The organism is Pseudomonas sp. GW821-FHT03C07, from assembly GCF_059420925.1.
On record NZ_JBWKUQ010000004.1, the window covers coordinates 414722 to 430823 of the forward strand.

At 61.4% G+C, this 16102-nt stretch carries 15 protein-coding genes; 12 read left to right on the forward strand and 3 right to left on the reverse strand.

The annotated features are described in order from the left end of the window. The first annotated feature begins 1 nt into the window (after nucleotide 1). From AC07VG_RS11360 to AC07VG_RS11390, 7 genes are all read left to right on the forward strand, one after another. The gene (locus AC07VG_RS11360; protein WP_495021095.1) at nucleotides 2-1843 is read left to right on the forward strand and encodes an ABC transporter ATP-binding protein; all 1842 of its coding nucleotides are present in this window, start codon (nucleotides 2-4) and stop codon (nucleotides 1841-1843) included. Then, nucleotides 1840-2148: a (2Fe-2S)-binding protein gene (locus AC07VG_RS11365; protein ID WP_495001635.1), complete on the forward strand. Its 309-nt coding sequence runs from the start codon at nucleotides 1840-1842 to the stop codon at nucleotides 2146-2148. Before AC07VG_RS11360 ends, AC07VG_RS11365 begins: the two co-directional genes overlap by 4 nt. Beyond that, nucleotides 2130-3506, forward strand: coding sequence for an FAD/NAD(P)-dependent oxidoreductase (locus AC07VG_RS11370; RefSeq protein WP_495021096.1), 1377 nt, complete (start codon nucleotides 2130-2132; stop codon nucleotides 3504-3506). The genes AC07VG_RS11365 and AC07VG_RS11370 overlap by 19 nt, the downstream gene beginning before the upstream one ends. Continuing rightward, entirely contained in the window at nucleotides 3503-4657 is a 1155-nt protein-coding gene (locus AC07VG_RS11375; protein ID WP_495001637.1) for an NAD(P)/FAD-dependent oxidoreductase, read from the forward strand. Before AC07VG_RS11370 ends, AC07VG_RS11375 begins: the two co-directional genes overlap by 4 nt. After that, nucleotides 4654-5838 carry an acetylornithine deacetylase gene (argE, locus tag AC07VG_RS11380; protein WP_495021097.1) on the forward strand — a complete coding sequence of 395 codons (1185 nt, stop codon included), beginning with the start codon at nucleotides 4654-4656 and terminating at the stop codon, nucleotides 5836-5838. The genes AC07VG_RS11375 and argE overlap by 4 nt, the downstream gene beginning before the upstream one ends. Before the next feature lie 214 nt (nucleotides 5839-6052). Beyond that, nucleotides 6053-7510 (forward strand): NAD-dependent succinate-semialdehyde dehydrogenase, encoded by a 1458-nt coding sequence (locus AC07VG_RS11385; protein ID WP_495001639.1) that lies wholly within the window; start codon nucleotides 6053-6055, stop codon nucleotides 7508-7510. Between the two features lie 41 nt (nucleotides 7511-7551). Then, entirely contained in the window at nucleotides 7552-8631 is a 1080-nt protein-coding gene (locus tag AC07VG_RS11390) for a tartrate dehydrogenase (protein WP_495001640.1), read from the forward strand. 57 nt (nucleotides 8632-8688) lie between these two features. On the opposite strand, the gene AC07VG_RS11395 is transcribed toward AC07VG_RS11390, so the two are convergent. Next, nucleotides 8689-10176, reverse strand: coding sequence for an aldehyde dehydrogenase family protein (locus tag AC07VG_RS11395; protein WP_495001641.1), 1488 nt, complete (start codon nucleotides 10174-10176; stop codon nucleotides 8689-8691). A 191-nt stretch (nucleotides 10177-10367) separates the two neighbouring features. After that, the gene (locus tag AC07VG_RS11400) at nucleotides 10368-11294 is read right to left on the reverse strand and encodes a 2-hydroxyacid dehydrogenase (protein ID WP_495001642.1); all 927 of its coding nucleotides are present in this window, start codon (nucleotides 11292-11294) and stop codon (nucleotides 10368-10370) included. Between the two features lie 273 nt (nucleotides 11295-11567). Between AC07VG_RS11400 and gabT the strand changes: the two genes are divergently transcribed. From gabT to AC07VG_RS11425, 5 genes are all read left to right on the forward strand, one after another. After that, the gene (gene gabT, locus AC07VG_RS11405; protein ID WP_495001643.1) at nucleotides 11568-12860 is read left to right on the forward strand and encodes a 4-aminobutyrate--2-oxoglutarate transaminase; all 1293 of its coding nucleotides are present in this window, start codon (nucleotides 11568-11570) and stop codon (nucleotides 12858-12860) included. 95 nt (nucleotides 12861-12955) lie between these two features. After that, the gene (locus AC07VG_RS11410; protein WP_495001644.1) at nucleotides 12956-13612 is read left to right on the forward strand and encodes an HAD family hydrolase; all 657 of its coding nucleotides are present in this window, start codon (nucleotides 12956-12958) and stop codon (nucleotides 13610-13612) included. A 45-nt stretch (nucleotides 13613-13657) separates the two neighbouring features. After that, nucleotides 13658-14146 carry an Lrp/AsnC family transcriptional regulator gene (locus tag AC07VG_RS11415; RefSeq protein WP_100943735.1) on the forward strand — a complete coding sequence of 163 codons (489 nt, stop codon included), beginning with the start codon at nucleotides 13658-13660 and terminating at the stop codon, nucleotides 14144-14146. Nucleotides 14147-14257: 111 nt separating this feature from the next. Continuing rightward, nucleotides 14258-14743 (forward strand): anti-virulence regulator CigR family protein, encoded by a 486-nt coding sequence (locus AC07VG_RS11420; RefSeq protein ID WP_495021124.1) that lies wholly within the window; start codon nucleotides 14258-14260, stop codon nucleotides 14741-14743. Nucleotides 14744-14920: 177 nt separating this feature from the next. Next, nucleotides 14921-15445 (forward strand): hypothetical protein, encoded by a 525-nt coding sequence (locus tag AC07VG_RS11425; protein WP_495021125.1) that lies wholly within the window; start codon nucleotides 14921-14923, stop codon nucleotides 15443-15445. Between the two features lie 11 nt (nucleotides 15446-15456). Here AC07VG_RS11425 and AC07VG_RS11430 read toward each other — a convergent pair whose 3' ends face one another. Further along, on the reverse strand, nucleotides 15457-15999 hold the full coding sequence (locus tag AC07VG_RS11430; protein WP_495021098.1) for a DinB family protein: 543 nt from the start codon (nucleotides 15997-15999) through the stop codon (nucleotides 15457-15459). Nucleotides 16000-16102 lie beyond the last annotated feature (103 nt).

Here is a 16102-nt window from a genome sequence, read left to right on the forward strand (position 1 = left end):
AATGAGTGAATTGATTCGAGTCGAAGACCTGCGCGTAGTCGCCTGTGGCGAGCGCGGCGAGGTGGAAATCGTCAAGGGCGTGAGCTTCTCCCTGGAAAAAGGCGAAGTGTTGGCGTTGATCGGTGAGTCCGGCTCCGGCAAGACCACCATCGCCCTGGCGCTGCTCGGGTATGCCCGGCGCGGCTGCCGGTTGTCGGGCGGTGTGGTGCAGGTCGGCGAGCACGACATGCTGGCGTTGAGCGAGCGCGAACTGCAAGGTCTGCGTGGCAATCGAGTGTCGTATATCGCGCAAAGCGCGGCAGCGGCGTTCAACCCGGCGAAGAAGCTGATCGAGCAAGTGGTGGAGGGCGCCTTGATTCATGGCCTTGGCGGCCGGGCCGTGCTGGAGGCCAAGGCTATCGAGTTGTTTCGCGACCTGGCGCTGCCGGACCCGGAGCACATCGGCCAGCGCTACCCGCACCAGGTGTCAGGCGGGCAATTGCAACGGGTGATGGCGGCCATGGCGTTGATCAGCGATCCGTTGCTGGTGGTGCTCGACGAGCCGACCACCGCCCTCGACGTGACCACCCAGATCGACGTGCTGCGCGCCTTCAAACGCGTGGTCCGCGAGCGTGGGGCAACAGCGGTCTACGTCTCCCACGACCTCGCCGTGGTGGCGCAGATGGCCGACCAGATTGTGGTGCTCAACGGCGGCCAGGTCTTCGAGCAGAGCGCTACCGCGCCGCTGCTCAAGGGCCCGGCCCATGAGTACACCCGCAGCCTGCTGGCGGCGGCGCGGCCGGATGCGACAATCCGTCCGCCCAGCGGTATCGCCGAAGACCAGCCGCTGTTGACCATCAAAGGCTTGACGGCCGGCTACGGCAACAACAACACGCAAGGCATGCCATTGATCCGTGTGCTGGAAGACATCGACCTGACGGTGCGCAGAGGGCAGGCCATCGGTGTGATCGGCGAGTCGGGTTCCGGCAAGTCGACCCTGGCGCGGGTGGTGGCCGGGTTGCTGACTCCCGCGTTGGGGAGGCTGACGTTTGATGGTCAGCCTCTGGGCGGGAGTCTGTGCGAACGCAGCCCAGAGCAGTTCCGGCGCATTCAAATGGTCTTCCAGAACGCCGACACGGCACTCAACCCGATGCACAGCGTCAGCACCATTCTGAGTCGTCCGCTGAAAATGTATTTCGGTCTCAAGGGGGCCGCATTGCGCGAGCGTATCGGCGAACTGCTGGACCTGGTACGCCTGCCGCGAACCATGGCCGAACGGCGTCCCGATGAACTGTCCGGCGGGCAAAAGCAACGGATCAACCTGGCCCGGGCGCTGGCGGCCAAGCCGGACCTGATTTTGTGCGACGAGGTGACCTCGGCACTCGACACGGTGGTCGGCGCGGCGATTCTCGAACTGCTGCGCGACCTGCGTCAGGAGCTGGGGGTTTCGTATCTGTTCATCAGCCACGATATTTCCACCGTGCGGGCGCTGTGCGACGACATCGTGGTGATGTACAGCGGTCACAAGGTCCAGGCTGGCAGCCGACAGTCATTTGCCCAGGCACCGTTCCATCCGTACACCGATCTGTTGATCCATTCGGTGCCGGAACTGCGACAGGGCTGGCTGGAGAACTGCGGCACCACCTGCGGCAAACTGCCGCCCATTGGCGCGAAGGCCAACGTGCCGGAACTGTGCACGTTCCTCAATCGCTGCCCGGTACGGGTCGACGGCCTGTGCAATCACACAGCGCCGAATCGTCGGATCATCGACGGCGGTAGTGAAATCCTTTGCCATCACGACAGCGCCGAGTTGCTCAAGACTCAGCTGGATTTGAACATCATGACTCAGGGAGCCTATGCATGAAGGGGCGTTTTGTAAGGTTGGCCGAGCAGGGCCGGGCGACCGTCAAACTGAAGGTGGACGGCACACCCATCGAGGCTATGCGCGGCGACACGCTGATGGTCGCATTGCTGACCCAGGGCACTGCGCTGCGTCAGTCGGAGTTCGATCCGGGGTGTCGCGCCGGATTCTGCCTGATGGGCGCTTGTCAGGATTGTTGGGTCTGGACCCGCAGTGGCGAACGCCTGCGTGCTTGTTCCAACGAAGTCCGCGAAGGGCTGGATATTGTCACCACCCAACCGGAGGCAATATGGCCACTGCACGGATAGTCATCGTCGGCGCCGGGCCGGCCGGTATTCGCTGTGCCGAAACGCTGTTGGCCGCCGGTTTCAAGCCGACCCTGATCGATGAAAATCGCCGCGATGGTGGGCAGATCTACCGGCGTCAGCCGGAAGGCTTTACCCGCGATTACGCCACGCTGTATGGCAGCGAAGCCAGCAAGGCCCGGGACCTGCACCAAAGCTTCGAGCGCTTGCGCGAGCGCATCGACTACCGTCCGGAGACCTTGGTGTGGAACCTCACGCCGGGGCAACTGCACTGCGTCAGCCAGGGCCACCACTCGATGGTGGAGTACGACGCGCTGATCCTGTGCACCGGAGCCACTGACCGTTTGATGCCGATTGAAGGCTGGCAGTTGGCGGGTACTTACAGCCTTGGCGGGGCGCAGATCGCGCTCAAGGCCCAGGCCGTTTCCATCGGCCACCGCGTCGTGTTCTTGGGCAGCGGTCCGTTGCTCTATCTGGTCGCCAGCCAATACCTTAAAGCCGGTGCGAATGTGGCGGCGGTGCTCGACACCTCACCGCTGCGCCAACGTCTGCTGGCCTTGCCGAAGCTTCTGGCGCGCCCGGGTTTGTTGTTCAGCGGCATGAAACTGTTGGCTCAGTTGTATCGGGCGAAGATTGCGCTGCACCTGGGGGTTCAACCGTTGCAAGTGCTGGGTGACGCCGCCAGCGGTGTCAGTGGTGTGCGGGTGCGTACGGGCAAAGGCGAGACCTTGTCAGTAGATTGCGATGCGCTGGCCCTGGGTTATCACCTGCGACCGGAGACCCAACTGGCGGATCTGGCCGGGTGCCAACTGCGGTTCGACGAGGCATCCAGCCAATGGTGGCTGGCCGTCGATGAAGCGGGCCGAACCTCGGTTGGCGGGATCTATGCGGCCGGTGATGGTTCGAAAATTCGTGGCGCGGATGCCGCCGAACATGCCGGCCGCCTGGTGGCCATGGCGCTGCTGGAGGATCTGCAGCAGCCGGTGGATGCCGGGTTGCGCGACGAACAACGTCAGGCCCTGGCGCTGATGGATCGGTTTCGTTTGGGCTTGGCCCAGGCGTTTCCCTGGCCGGCGGCGCAAGCCGAGGCCTTGCCGGACACCGCGATTGTCTGCCGTTGTGAAATGATCAGCGCCGGCCAGTTGCGGGCCGTGGTCCGCGACAAAGGTGCTTGTGAGGTCAACCGGGCCAAGGCGTTCAGCCGGGTTGGCATGGGCCGTTGCCAAGGGCGTTACTGCTCCCAGGCTGGGGCCGAAGTGATTGCCGCGGCCGCTGGCGTCAGTGTGCAACAGGTCGGTCGGCAACGCAGTCAAGCCCCGGTCAAGCCCTTGCCGATGATGATTATCGAGGAACGTTCATGAAACCGCAAAAAAGCGATGTCCTGATTATCGGCGGCGGCATCATGGGCTCGACGTCGGCGTTTTTCCTGCGCCAGCGTGGGCACTCGGTCACCCTGTTGGAGCGTGACCAGATCGGTCAGTATGCCAGCGGCGTGAACTTCGGCAACGTGCGGCGCCAGGGGCGTTACCTTGGGCAACTGGCATTGGCCAACCGTTCCTGGGCGTTGTGGAAACGCCTGCCGGAGCTGATCGACGACGATCTGGAATTCATCGCCAGCGGCCACCTGCGCGTGTGTTACCGCGAGGATGAGATCGCCGAGCTTGAGGCCTATGCCGCGGCCCCGGAGGCCGCGCAACTGGACTTGAAGATCTACCGCGGCGCCGACCTGCGCCAGCGTTTCCCGTTCCTTGGGCCGGATGTGAAGGGCGGCTCCTACGCCCCCCACGACGGACATGCCAACCCGCGCCTGGCGGCGCCGGCCTTTGCCCGGGCGGCCCGGCGCCTCGGCGCGCGGATCGAAGAGCGCACCGAGGTCGCCGAGGTGCAGAAAGTCCAGGATGAATTCCATGTCACAACCGCCGATGGCCAACGGTTCGTCGCCCAGCAACTGCTGATCACCGCAGGCGCCTGGGCCGCCAAGCTGTCCGAACAGTTCGGCGAAGCGGTGCCGCTGGAAGCCAATGGTCCGCAGATGTCGGTGACCGAGCCGGTGCCCTACGCCCTGCCGACGGTGATCGGTGTGTACACCAAGATTCCCGAAGAAGTGATTTACTTCCGGCAGATCCCCCGCGGCAACATCATCATCGGCGGCGGCAGTCGTTGCAAACCGGACATGCTCAACCGGCGGGCCTACTTCAAGCCGGAAAGCCTGCTTATCCAGATGCGGCAGATGCGCCGCCTGCTGCCGGGGGCCGAGAAGCTGAACATCATCCGGGTCTGGAGCGGCATCGAGAGCTATACGCCGGACTCTCTGCCGGTCATCGGTCCGAGCGGCGCCGTCGACGGGTTGTTCTATGCCTTCGGCTTCTGTGGTCACGGTTTCCAGCTCGGGCCGGGCGTCGGCGATGTGATGGCCGAACTGATCAGCACCGGCAGCACCAGCACTTCGATTGAGCCGTTCTCCATCCGCCGGTTCGCCCTTTCAGCCGAGCAACGGAGCAAGGCCTCATGAAACCCCGTGTATTGGATATTCTCAAACGCCTGATGGCCTTCGACACCGTGTCTTCGGAGTCGAACATGGTCTTGATCGAGTATGTCCGCGACTTGTTGCTGAGCAAGGGCATCGAGTCGCTGATCGTCAAGGATGCAAGCGGCCGCAAGGCCAACCTGTTCGCCAGCACCGGCCCTCGGGAGCTACCGGGGATTCTGCTGTCCGGGCACACCGACGTGGTGCCTGCGGTGGGGCAGGCCTGGACCTTCCCGGCGTTTCAGGCGACGCTGCGGGACGGGCGGATTTATGGTCGTGGCAGTTGCGACATGAAGGGCTTTGTCGCCCTGGCCATCGACGCGATGCTCGACGCGGCCGATCATGAGTTGAATCGACCCTTGCAACTGGCACTGTCCCATGATGAAGAGATCGGTTGCGTCGGCGTGCGACGCTTGCTGGACGTGTTGCACCTGGCGCCGGTGCGGCCTTTCCTGTGTCTGATCGGTGAGCCGACCAATATGCAGTTCGTGCTCGGACACAAGGGCAAGGGCTCGTATCGTGCCTACTGTCGGGGCCAGGAGGCGCATTCGTCGCTGGCGCCGCGTTCGGTTAATGCCATTCACGTGGCGTGCGATTTCATCGCGGCGCTGCGCCAGAGCCAGCAGTTGCTGCAAGAGCAGGGAGCCCGGGATACGGACTACGATGTACCTTACAGCACCGTGCATGTCGGGCAGATCGTCGGCGGCAAGGCGCTGAATATCGTGCCGAACCTCTGTACCCTCGATTTCGAAGTGCGCAACCTGCCCGCCGACGATCTGGATCAGTTCCTGGAGCAGATGCGCGAGCGGGCGCAAGTGATCGTGCGTGAAGCCAAACGCCTGTCGAGCGTTGCCGACATTGAAATCGAAACCCTTAACGCCTATCCCGGTCTTGACACTCACCCGAGCGTCGAAGCGGTGCGTTTTTTGAAGAATTTTGCCGCGCCGGACACCGGTACCACCAAGGTTTCCTTTGGCACCGAAGGCGGGTTGTTCAAGCAACGTCTGGATGTCCCGGTGGTGGTGTGCGGGCCGGGCTCGATCGAACAGGCGCACAAGCCGGACGAATTTATCGAGATCAGCCAGATGGAGGCCGGGGAGCGGTTTCTGGAGGGGCTGCTGGGCTCTTTGAAAAGTGGTCTGCCAGGTAAACACCAAACCCTGTAGGAGCGAGCTTGCTCGCGATAGCGTACTGCCGGTCGATATTGATGTTGCCTGACACACCGCCATCGCGAGCAAGCTTGCTCCTACAGGGGGTAGATCACAAATCTGCCGTTCTGCTACCAATTTCAGCATCCGACACTGCCCTCAAGACGCTTTCAGCATCCTCGTCCGTGGCACCTCCCTAGACTGGAGTGTGTCTCGGATCAGGACCTCGACCATGCTCAAGAATCGTTTGAAAGACCCCAGCCTTTTGGCAGAACTGGCCTACGTTGATGGGCAGTGGATCGGCGCCGACAACGCCGCGACCCTGGACGTCAGCGACCCGGCCAGTGGCCAGTTGCTCGCCCGCGTACCGGCGATGCAAGGCCCGGAAACCCGTCGCGCCATCGAAGCGGCCGAACGCGCCTGGCCGGCGTGGCGCGCCCGCCCGGCGGCCGAGCGAGCGGCGCTGCTGGAGCGCTGGTATCAGGCCATGCTCGACAACCTCGACGACCTGGCGCTGATCATGACCTGCGAGCAGGGCAAACCGTTGAACGAAGCCAAGGGCGAAATTCGCTACGGCGCCGGTTTCGTCAAATGGTTCGCCGAGGAAGCCCGGCGGGTTTATGGTGAAACCATGCCGGCTCCCAGCGGCGATCGTCGGCTGCTGACCCTCAAGCAACCCGTGGGCGTGTGCGCCGCGATCACCCCATGGAACTTTCCCAACGCGATGATCACCCGCAAATGCGCCCCCGCGCTGGCAGCGGGTTGCCCGATCATCGTCAAACCCTCGGACCTGACACCCCTGTCAGCCCTGGCCCTGGCGGTGCTGGCCGAGCGGGTCGGGATTCCGCCCGGGGTGTTCAATGTGCTGACCGGGATGCCCGCGGGGATCGGCGAAGAGCTGACCGCCAACCCGAGCGTACGGAAGATCTCCTTCACCGGCTCCACCGCCGTCGGCCGGCTGCTGATGCGCCAGAGTGCCGAACACATCAAGCGCTTGAGCCTGGAACTGGGCGGCAACGCGCCGTTCATTGTGTTCGACGACGCCGACCTGGAGCAGGCGGTGAGCGGCATCATGCTCAGCAAGTTTCGCAACGCCGGCCAGACCTGCGTCTGCGCCAATCGCATTCTGGTGCAGGACGGCATTTACGAGCGTTTTGCCCAGCGGCTGGTGGAGGAGGTGGGCAAGCTCAAGGTTGGTAACGGCCTGGATGCCGATGTCACGATCGGCCCGCTGATCAATGCCGCCGCCGTCAGCAAAGTCGCTCGACATATCGATGATGCCTTGAGCCAGGGCGCGCGTTTGCTCTGCGGCGAGATTCCCGCGGGTGACAGTCAGTTTGTCCAGCCGACGGTGCTCGGCGAAGCCCACGCGGGCATGCTGCTGGCCAACGAAGAAACCTTCGGTCCGGTGGCGCCGCTGATGCGTTTTACCTTTGAGGCCGAAGCGCTCGCGCTGGCCAATGCCACGCCTTACGGTCTGGGCGCCTATTATTTTACCCAGGACCTGCGTCGCTCCTGGCGTTTCGGCGAGGCGCTGGAGTTCGGCATGGTCGGTCTCAACACCGGGATCATTTCCATGGAAGTCGCCCCGTTTGGCGGCATCAAACAGTCGGGCCTGGGCCGTGAAGGCAGCAAGTACGGCCTGGACGAATACCTGGAAGTCAAAGCCTTCCACATCGGTGGGCTGTAACCCGCCCGACAATGGCACAGACATTTTGCGAGGCAGGATTGATGAGCAAGGCATTCAGAATCGCCGCGATTGCCGGCGATGGCATCGGCAAGGAAGTCCTGCCGGAAGGGCTGCGGGTACTGGAGCAGGCCGCGAAGAAATGGCAGCTGGACTTGAGCATCGAAGTGCTCGACTGGGCCCACTGCGATTACTACCTGGAACACGGGCAGATGATGCCCGACGACTGGTTCGAACAACTCAAGGGCTTTGACGCGATCTATTTCGGTGCCGTGGGTTGGCCGGACAAGGTGCCGGACCATATTTCCCTGTGGGGGTCGCTGCTCAAGTTCCGTCGGGACTTCGACCAGTACGTGAACATCCGCCCGGTGCGCCTGTTTCCAGGTGTGCCGTGCCCCCTGGCCGGGCGCAAGCCGGGGGACATCGACTTCGTGGTGATCCGCGAGAACACCGAGGGCGAGTACTCCTCGATCGGCGGCAAGATGTTCGAGGGCACCGAGCATGAGTTCGTGTTGCAGGAGTCGGTGTTCACCCGGCGTGGTGTGGACCGGATTCTCAAGTTCGCCTTCGACCTGGCCCAGAGCCGGCCGCGCAAACGCCTGACGGCGGCGACCAAGTCCAACGGCATTTCCATCAGCATGCCCTATTGGGACGAGAGGACCGCCTTGATGGCCAAGCAGTACCCGGACGTCAGCTGGGACAAACAGCACATCGACATTCTGTGCGCACGCTTCGTGCTGCAACCGGACCGTTTTGATGTGGTAGTGGCGTCGAACCTGTTCGGCGACATTCTTTCCGATCTCGGCCCGGCCTGCGCCGGTACCATCGGCATCGCGCCGTCGGCCAACCTTGATCCCGAGCGACGCTTTCCGTCGCTGTTCGAACCGGTGCATGGCTCGGCGCCGGACATCTACGGGCAGAACATCGCCAACCCGATTGCGATGATCTGGTCCGGGGCGTTGATGCTGGATTTCCTGGGTAACGGCGATGAGCATTATCGCGCGGCACATGACGGTATTCTCAAGGCCATCGAGCGGGTTATCGCCGAGGGTCCGATGACCCCCGACCTGGGAGGGCAGGGCTCGACCCAGGATGTCGGTATGGCCATCGTCGCCGCGCTTTGAGCCGAGGTCACCAGAGGGCGGCTGCGAGGAGCCGCCCGATTGGCTCGATCAAGCGTTCTATGTCCGCGAAGGGCGATCTGGTGCTGTGCCAAAGCCGATGATGGCTTTGGTTTCCAGGTACTCTTCAAAGCCGTAGACACCGTATTCACGACCATTACCCGATCGCTTATACCCGCCGAACGGAGCCAATGGATTCCAGGCGGGGTAGTTCAGATGCACTTGTCCCGCGCGAATACGAGAGGCCACCGCACGTGCAAGATCAAGGTCCTGGGCCTGAACATGGGCGCCCAGCCCATATACCGTGTCGTTTGCGATAGCGACCGCCTCATCGACCGTCTCATAGGCAATGATGCACAACACGGGACCAAAAATTTCCTCTTGGGCGATTCGCATTGCACTGTCCACCTCGGAGAAAACAGTCGGTCGGGTGTAAAAACCCTTTGCAAAGCCCGGCACACGCCCTGGGCCACCGCAAACGAGTTTCGCACCTTCATCAAGGCCCACCTTGATCATGCTTTGCACGCGATTGAACTGGGCCTCGTTGGCAATGGGCCCCAATACCGTTTCTTCCGATTGTGGGTCACCGACGATGATTGCATTGGCGGTTGCCGCAGCCAGGGCTTCGACCTCGGCCAGCCGGTCCCTTGGAACGATCATTCTTGTCGGCGCGCTACAGGATTGTCCGACGTTGCGAAACGCGGACATCACGCCCAGCGGCACGGCTTTACCGAAGTCGGCGTCGGGAAGCAGAAGATTCGGGGACTTGCCTCCCAGCTCCTGTGTGACACGTTTCACCGTGTCGGCCGCCGCCTGTGCAACCAGGGCGCCGGCGCGATTTGAACCGGTAATTGAAATCATATCGATATCGGGATGCGCCGCCATGGCTGCGCCGACCTCCGGACCACTGCCGTTGACCAGGTTGAAGACACCCGGTGGCAGGCCCGCGTCATGGACCAGTTGTGCAAAAAGAAGGGCGCTCAGCGGCGAAAGCTCACTGGGTTTCAAAACCACGGTGCACCCGGCGGCAATAGCCGGGGCGACTTTCGCGGTGATTTGATAAAGCGGCCAGTTCCACGGAGTGATCAGCGCGCAGACGCCGATGGGTTCGCGTTCAATCGCGGTGCCGCCCTCAACCGTCTGGAAACGATAGCTGGACAGCAGATCGCGCGCGACCCGAACGTGTTCGGCCGCGAGCGGCACTTGCATTGCCCGAGCGAAACCAATCGCTGCACCCATTTCGAGAGACAGTGCCTGCGCGAACAGCTCTTTTCGCTCAAGGATGAGATCGTAGATCTTTCCAAGGACAAGCCCGCGCGACTCTGCCGAGGACCTGGACCAACCGGCAAATGCCGCGCGCGCTGCGGCTACTGCCCGATCAACATCCTCGGCCGAGCCGCGCGCGACCTCGGCGACAATCTCTTCACTTGCCGGATTGACCACCGGCAAACTGGCCGGGCTTGCGGGGGAAGACCAACAGCCGTTGATATAAAACTTGTGAGTTGTTTGCGGATCAACGCTGAAGCTATTCGAAGATTGTGTTGTCATCCAACGGGCTCCCTGGGGCGGTAATAGGCGCTGCGAATAGCAGGGCGGGGAGGTACTGTCATCTGATTAAGTTAACAAAACGTCCCAGACGGAATATGCCGTTATTCAAGTCGGCAAGGGATAATCTGCCGTATCTACCATTCGCGGTGAGGTCATTTCAGATGTACGCAGAGGGCGTTGTGGTACACCATTCAATAACCCTGGCTGCGATCGATCTCACCGACCATCGGTTCTCCACGCTGGTGTCGCCGAATATTCTCCAGCAATACCCCGAACGCACTTTCCGGCTGGGTCATGGCCGCGATGTGCGGGGTCAGCAGAATCTTTGGATGGTGCCAGAACGGATGATCCACGGGGGCCGGCTCTTGCTGCAGCACGTCGATGACCGCGCCGCTGAGTTGTCCGCTGTCCAGGGCCGCCAGCAGATCGCTTTCCACCAGATGCCCGCCGCGGCCCATGTTGATCAGCGCCGCGCCCTGAGGCAGTTGCCGGAATAGGTTGCCGTCGAGAATGCCCCGGGTCTGTTCGGTCAGCGGTAGCACGCACAATAAAATATCGCACTGGCTCAGGAACGCTGGCAGTTGCTCGTTGCCGGCGTAGCACTCCACGCCAGGCACCTGATGGACATTGCGGGCCCACCCCGACAACGCAAACCCCAGGGGCTGCAAGGTCGCCAGAATCTGCCGGGCCTGAGTCCCGAGCCCCATGATACCGATCCGACGCTTGCTCGCCGGTTGCAGCAAGTGCGCCTGCCAGCGGCGAGCCGTTTGCTGCTGGCGATAATGGAGCATGTCTCGATGCAGGCTCAGCACGGCAAAACTGGCGTACTCGCACATGCCACGGGTGATGCCCGGATCCAGCAGGCGCACCAGCGGCAAACTGATCGGCAAGCGACCGAGGTCCAGTTGATCGACCCCGGCGGACAGGGCGAACAGCACTTTAAGATTGGGCAGCAAAGCCTCGAGATCGTCGGGCGCCTGCCAGGCGGCCAGGTACTCGATGTCCGCGGGGTCGCCGATGTCCGGCCAGGCGCGCCATTCGATATCCGGGGCGTGTTCGGCAAACAGCGCTTTCCACTGTTCGCCGCGTACGGGGTCAGCTTTATACAGCAGGGCCATGGGCATTTCCTGAACGGCTGAAGGGGCTCTCCATCATCGCGTAGTGCCAGCGCAGGATCTGTCGAAAGCACCGGGTTAAACAGCTTGCACGATGTTCTATTGGCGATGCTCCGGCAGATTCGACGTGCTGAAGGAATCTGCCGTTTGGCAGGGTGAAAACAGTTGATCCGAATTTCTCAGGGCGCAAGTTCGGCGTAGATCGTTTCGCGCAAGGCTTAACCTGAACACCATCGCAACCACCCCCCGGTTGCCGGACTCACGATGGGAACTGCCATGAATAGCCAAGTCGACCCAACCCCTCATTTGCTCCGTCAGCGCGATCAATTCGTGCCACGTGGCCTGGTTACCGCTCACCCGTTGGTGATCGATCGCGCCCAGGGTGCCGAACTGTGGGACGTGGACGGCAAGCGCTACCTGGACTTCGTCGGCGGTATTGGCGTGCTCAATATCGGTCACAATCACCCCAAGGTGGTCGCTGCCGTGCAGGCCCAATTGCAAAAAGTCTCCCACGCCTGTTTCCAGGTGGTTGCCTACAAGCCCTATCTCGACTTGGCCCAACGCCTGTGCGAAATGATTGGTGGCCAGGAAGCGTATAAAGCGGCGTTCTTCACCTCGGGCGCCGAAGCCGTGGAAAACGCGATCAAGATCGCCCGTGCCCACACCAACCGTTCGGCCGTTATCGCCTTTCGCGGCGGCTTCCACGGTCGCACCTTGCTCGGTACTACCCTGACCGGCATGAGCCAGCCTTACAAGCAGAACTTCGGACCGTTCGCGCCGGAGGTGTTCCATACCCCGTACCCGAATGCCTATCGCGGCATCAGTAGCGATATGGCGCTCAAGGCGCTCGACGAGTTGTTGGCCACTCAGGTGGCAGCGGAGCGGGTCGCCGCCATCATCATCGAGCCCGTACAGGGTGACGGCGGGTTCCTTTCGGCACCGGTGGAGTTTCTTCAGGCACTGCGTGCCCTGACTGAAAAGCACGGCATCGTGTTGATCCTCGATGAAATCCAGACCGGTTTCGGCCGTACCGGCAAGTGGTTCGGTTTCCAGCATGCCGGGATCCAGCCGGATCTGGTGACGGTCGCCAAGAGCCTGGCGGGTGGCTTGCCGCTATCGGGTGTGGTCGGTAAGGCGGCGATCATGGACGCGCCGTTGCCAGGCGGCCTGGGTGGCACCTACGGCGGTAATGCGTTGTCCTGCGCTGCGGCACTGGCGGTGATCGACGCCTATGAGCAGGAGCACTTGCTGGCCCGCGGCGAAGCACTGGGCGAGCGTTTGCGCCAGGGACTGCTAAGTTTGCAGGCGCGTCACGCGCAAATCGGCGACGTGCGCGGCAGCGGCTTCATGTTGGCGCTCGAGCTGATCAAGGATGACGAGGCTCGTACTCCGGACGCCGAGTTGAACCAGCGGTTGATCGATGAGGCCCGCAATGGCGGTTTGCTGGTGATCAAATGTGGTGTCTACCGTAACGTTCTACGTTTCCTCGCGCCGTTGGTGACCACTGAAGCACAGGTCGACGAAGCGTTGCGGATTCTCGACGGCGCATTGGCACGCGTCTTGAACTGAGCTGGTGCCCGCTCGGGGCGGTGCCGCCAGGCATCGGCCGTGAGCGTTTATGGAGCATGGATAGATGAAATGCATCATCGGAGGCTTTGCACACCATGGGACTGACTGAATATCGGGCGCTGCTCATTGATTGCGACGAGGTCCTGGTCGATCGCGATTCGGGAGTCTGGGCGGCATTGCAACCGTTGCTCGACAGCCGGGGCGGTCACTCCGACAAGGAACAGGTGTTGGCTGAGTACGCCGAGGTCGTGCGTGCGCTTTATCCTCGGTTCGGTGAACTGGGCTTTAGTGGCTTGCTGTGTTTCGCCCATCGCCAGCTGGCCGAACGCTGGGGGCTGAAAGCCAGTTGGGAGGAGGGTATGAGTTTTGCCCGTTCGGCTGCCAGCTGGTCGCTGTTCGAGGACGCGCCGGGGGCGATGTTGTACCTGCGCAAATTCTATCGCTTGCTGGTGCGGGGCGACCGCGATACAGAAGACCGAGGGCTGCTCTGTGAGCGGCTGGGGATCACGCCCGATGATTTCATTTCATTGGCCTGCGATCCTTTGCTCGATCCAGAATGGTTGAAGACCCACGAGCTTGAGGTCCGGCACATCCTGCAAGTGACCCGGCCGGCGGCCGGCCGTCCGGCGACCCGCGACGTGTGCCTGATCTGTCGCGGCCAGGTAAAACACCCCTCGCCCTGCGCCGCGGATTACTGCATCAACAGCATGGCGGATCTGGTAGCGCAGCATCAGCTGTCTTTACGGCGCTGATTTTGCTAGAAGATTGTCTTACAAATGGCAGTCAAGAGGTAGGCAATGGAAGGTTTAGTGAAACTGGACCGGATCGACATCAGCATTTTGGTTGAACTGCAAAAAGATGGGCGCATGACCAACGTGAGCCTGGCCGATGCCGTGGGGTTGTCGGCCAGCCCCTGCCTGCAACGGGTCAAACGGCTGGAGTCGGCCGGGTACATTTCCAGCTACAAGGCACACCTGAACCTGGCGAAGATCACCGATTCGGTCACGGTCTTCACCGAAGTCACCCTGAGCGACCACAAGCGCGAGGATTTCGCCAAGTTCGAGTCCAATATCCGCTTGGTGGACGAAGTGCTCGAGTGCCATTTGATCAGCGGTGGTTATGATTACCTGGTGCGCTTCATGACCCGCAGTATCCAGCATTACCAGGAGGTGATAGAGAGCCTGTTGGACAAGAACATCGGGATCTCCAAATACTTCAGTTACATCGTCATCAAGTCTCCCGTGCTCAAGGACGGTGTGCCGCTGCGCAAATTGCTGCGTCATTGAGCTGAATTTGCGCACACCTTCACGGCCCATGGCGGCTGTTTCAGTGGAACTTCCTTGTCCAATGCCGTCTACATTGCAGTGGGGGATGTTCCCCTTTCTGGGAAAACAGATATGTTCAAATCTCGCTCGTTCATGGCGGTACTGACTTGTTTCGCCCTGGTAGCCGGCTCTGCTACCGCTTTGGCTGATCCGGGTAACGGCAACGGCCAGGGAAACGGCAAGGGTTTTTCGCAAGACTTCCAGGACCAGGACAATCAAGACGGTCATGGTCATGGTCATGGCCATGGCAAAGGCAAAAAATCCGCTGGCGGTGAGTGGGCTCACGGTCCGAGCGTTGATCGCGGCGGTGTCCTCGGCGTTATTGGCGGATACCGCGATTACTGGCGTCCTGGGCCAGCACTGCCGCCGGGTATCCAGAAAAAACTGGCTCGCGGAAAACCTCTGCCGCCTGGCATCGCGAAAAAACTGGACGGTCGACTGTTAGGGCAGCTTCCTTACTATGAAGGCTATGAGTGGCAGCAGGCGGGGACAGACTTGATTCTGGTGTCGATCGCCAGCGGGATCATCTACGAAGTGCTTAGTGGCGCTTTGAATTAGTCTGCTTTTGCATGGGGCCATGCTGGCACTGCGCTGCCTTGCAGGATTGGCTAAAGAGAGGGCTTCTCATCCACGTTATAAGAACGCATAGGGGCTTCCGTTTGTCGCTGGGTTTTGAACGACGTGTAACCAAGTGTGTCTGAATTAACGCAAAGACCCACTTTTATGGAAGCCATTATGCGTATTAAAAAGAAAACCCTGTTTGCCGCCCTGTCTTGCGCCATGATGCTGGCGGCCGCGCCGTTGTTGCCAGCCGAGCTGTCCATCATGGCGTCTGCCTATGCCAAGGAGGGTGGTGGTGGTGGTGCCGGCGGTAATGGTAATGGCAACGGCGGGCATGGCGGAGAGAGCGGTGGTCACTCGGCCGGTGCCAAGAGCGATGGCCGCGGGCAAGGCCTGGCTGAAGGCCAGGAAACCGATCATGACGGCAAGGCTGTTCGTGATCATGGTGTGAGTGGCACGCATCTTGGCCGCGCCCACAAAACCGATCATGACGGCAAGGCTGTTCGTGATCATGGTGTGAGTGGCACGCACCTTGGCCGCGCCCACAAAACCGATCGTGGTCACGGAGTCGCAACGTCGAGTGTCGCCCACTCCAAGACAACGCGGGGGCTGTCGAAGGCCACGGCGATCTCGGACACTACGCCGGGAGATCACAACGACAAAGGCTTGAGCCAGGCCGCTAGCTCAACCAGCAAATAAAGGTGCTTGGATTACAGCAGGGGCTCGTCAGGAATGAGCACCACCAGATCCGTGGCGCCCACGTCGATACCCGCTTGTGAAAGCAGGGTGGTGACTTGGCCGCGGTGATGGGTCTGGTGGTTGAAGAAATGCATGATCAGGCTGTAAAAGTTCCTGTCAGCCGCTACCCCCTGCATGCTGGTGTAATGCAGGGGATGATCCAGGTCCGACTCGGTCACTGACTGCGCCCATTCAATAATGATTTGGTCGAGCCAGATTCGATGCGCCGCAAGCGCCTGAAAGCTGGAGAACAGCAACGAGTCAAGGCGCTCGGGCGTGGGCAATTGTCGAATCGGCTCCAGGACCAGGTACTGCGCCGGGTGTTGGGCGAATCGCTGCAGCCAAACCGTGTCCCCGGCCGTCAGGTGGTTCAACGTCCCGAGAATCGAGCCGAAAAAGGCTTTTCTGTCGGCGCCGAGTTCCTCTTCGGGCAAGCCCCTGGCCGACTCATAGACCTTGGCGTTCATCCACTGGTTATAGCTCGCCATCAGGCAGATAGGGTTGGTACGACTCACCGTGCGCATCCTTTGATCATTTGACAAGCGGCCCACACTTATCAGCAGGGCCAGTCTAATACGATCCCCTTCTTGAAGCCCACCCAGAATGGCATATGCTGTC

Coding starts and splice junctions, on each gene's coding strand:
- AC07VG_RS11370 (WP_495021096.1), top strand. CDS start 2,130: ATGGCCACTGCACGGATAGTCATCGTCGGCGCCGGGCCGGCCGGTATT.
- AC07VG_RS11385 (WP_495001639.1), top strand. CDS start 6,053: ATGCTCAAGAATCGTTTGAAAGACCCCAGCCTTTTGGCAGAACTGGCC.
- AC07VG_RS11375 (WP_495001637.1), top strand. CDS start 3,503: ATGAAACCGCAAAAAAGCGATGTCCTGATTATCGGCGGCGGCATCATG.
- AC07VG_RS11410 (WP_495001644.1), top strand. CDS start 12,956: ATGGGACTGACTGAATATCGGGCGCTGCTCATTGATTGCGACGAGGTC.
- argE (WP_495021097.1), top strand. CDS start 4,654: ATGAAACCCCGTGTATTGGATATTCTCAAACGCCTGATGGCCTTCGAC.
- AC07VG_RS11400 (WP_495001642.1), bottom strand. CDS start 11,294: ATGGCCCTGCTGTATAAAGCTGACCCCGTACGCGGCGAACAGTGGAAA.
- AC07VG_RS11360 (WP_495021095.1), top strand. CDS start 2: ATGAGTGAATTGATTCGAGTCGAAGACCTGCGCGTAGTCGCCTGTGGC.
- AC07VG_RS11425 (WP_495021125.1), top strand. CDS start 14,921: ATGCGTATTAAAAAGAAAACCCTGTTTGCCGCCCTGTCTTGCGCCATG.
- AC07VG_RS11390 (WP_495001640.1), top strand. CDS start 7,552: ATGAGCAAGGCATTCAGAATCGCCGCGATTGCCGGCGATGGCATCGGC.
- AC07VG_RS11395 (WP_495001641.1), bottom strand. CDS start 10,176: ATGACAACACAATCTTCGAATAGCTTCAGCGTTGATCCGCAAACAACT.
- AC07VG_RS11365 (WP_495001635.1), top strand. CDS start 1,840: ATGAAGGGGCGTTTTGTAAGGTTGGCCGAGCAGGGCCGGGCGACCGTC.
- AC07VG_RS11420 (WP_495021124.1), top strand. CDS start 14,258: ATGTTCAAATCTCGCTCGTTCATGGCGGTACTGACTTGTTTCGCCCTG.
- gabT (WP_495001643.1), top strand. CDS start 11,568: ATGAATAGCCAAGTCGACCCAACCCCTCATTTGCTCCGTCAGCGCGAT.
- AC07VG_RS11415 (WP_100943735.1), top strand. CDS start 13,658: ATGGAAGGTTTAGTGAAACTGGACCGGATCGACATCAGCATTTTGGTT.